Origin of the sequence: Shewanella sp. MBTL60-007, from assembly GCF_019654915.1 — a bacterium.
Taxonomy (GTDB): domain Bacteria; phylum Pseudomonadota; class Gammaproteobacteria; order Enterobacterales; family Shewanellaceae; genus Shewanella.
Genome location: NZ_BPET01000142.1, coordinates 1 through 1,308 on the forward strand (window position 1 = coordinate 1; position 1,308 = coordinate 1,308).

Genomic DNA, 1,308 nt, shown 5'->3' on the forward strand with positions numbered 1-1,308 from the left:
TGTCCCGTCCTGAAATAGGTTGACGGTTTTTACTAGACCAGTAGCTTCTGCTGCTGGTCTTTTTTATGCACTTGATTAGGTGTTTTCATACCCAAGCTTAAGTGCGGCCTCAGCTCATTGTATATAAAAATTGACTCCTCAACGAGTTGCTTTAACTCATTAAGGTTGCAGCAAGGAGATAATAGAAACTCTTGCTTTAATATCCCATTTATACGTTCTGCTAGTGCGTTTTGGTAGCAATCATATCCATCGGTCATTGACGCGCGGATGTCACTTCTTTGCAACGCTAACTGATAAACGGCAGAGCAATACTGTAACCCTCTGTCTGAGTGATGTACTGCTCGATGCTGGTACTGCCGATTACTTATCGTCATTTCTAACGCTTTGACTACGTCTGTAGCTTTCATTTCATTACTTAATTCATATCCCATTATTTTACGACTGAACGCGTCAGTTACCAATGATAGATAATGTATGCCTTGCTCTGATTGCACATATGTTATATCACTAACAAACACCTCTTCAGGTGCTGTTGGCACTAACTCTTTCAATAAATTTGGATGTTTCTTCATCCAATGTTTACTGTTAGTTGTCTTGGTATAATTACGCTTAGGTTTGACTAACAAGCCTTCACTTTTCAAGTAACTAAAGAAGTTATCGCGCCCAAGTTTAATCCCTTTCTCGATGAACTTAGGCTTAAGTAAAAAGTAGAGTTTCTTGCCACCAATCCGAGGCATAAACCGACGGATATCTAGTATCATCGCTTTTACAGGGGCTAACTCCATTGCTCTACAATTCGCTCTTCGTTCTCTTTGATAGATAGCTTGTCTTGTTATACCCAGAAGCTTACAAGCGCGATTTAAGCTCGTTACTTTCTGTTTTTGAAGACTTCTCGCTCCCTGGCTAAGTACTTTTTTCTAAGGCCAGCTCCATACTCTGCATCAATAATATCAACGGCTTCATTGAGTAATAGATTACGTAAGTGCTCATCTTCCAGCTCTTTTTCAAGGCGCTTAATCTTTTGAGCTGGGGTTTCTTTAGCTTTGGTTGTTTTTGGCATAGTCATTCTCACTGGTTGAGTCCAGTCCATCTTACCGTGCTTTCTAAGCCAAGTAAGTACCGTGGAGCGACCTTGGATGCCATAGGTTGTTTGAGCTTGTTTATAAGTCATATCGCCTTTTTCTACGGCAGCTACAACTTGTAATTTAAAGCCTAACGAATAATCTCGCTGTGTTCGCTTAACGCGGGCTGGTATTGGTGTGGTCATAATAAAGTCCTAAATGTGTAAACACATTCCAGGACAAGACA

General features: G+C 40.6%; 1 protein-coding gene. It reads right to left on the reverse strand.

Annotated elements, in window-relative coordinates; genetic code table 11:
• Positions 1 to 32 precede the first annotated feature (32 nt).
• A protein-coding gene (locus tag K5Q92_RS23710) for an IS3-like element ISSpe1 family transposase (RefSeq protein ID WP_220771244.1) occupies positions 33 to 1,267 on the reverse strand; the annotation gives its coding sequence in 2 pieces (ribosomal slippage) (positions 33 to 910 and positions 910 to 1,267; 1,236 coding nt in all).
• Positions 1,268 to 1,308 lie beyond the last annotated feature (41 nt).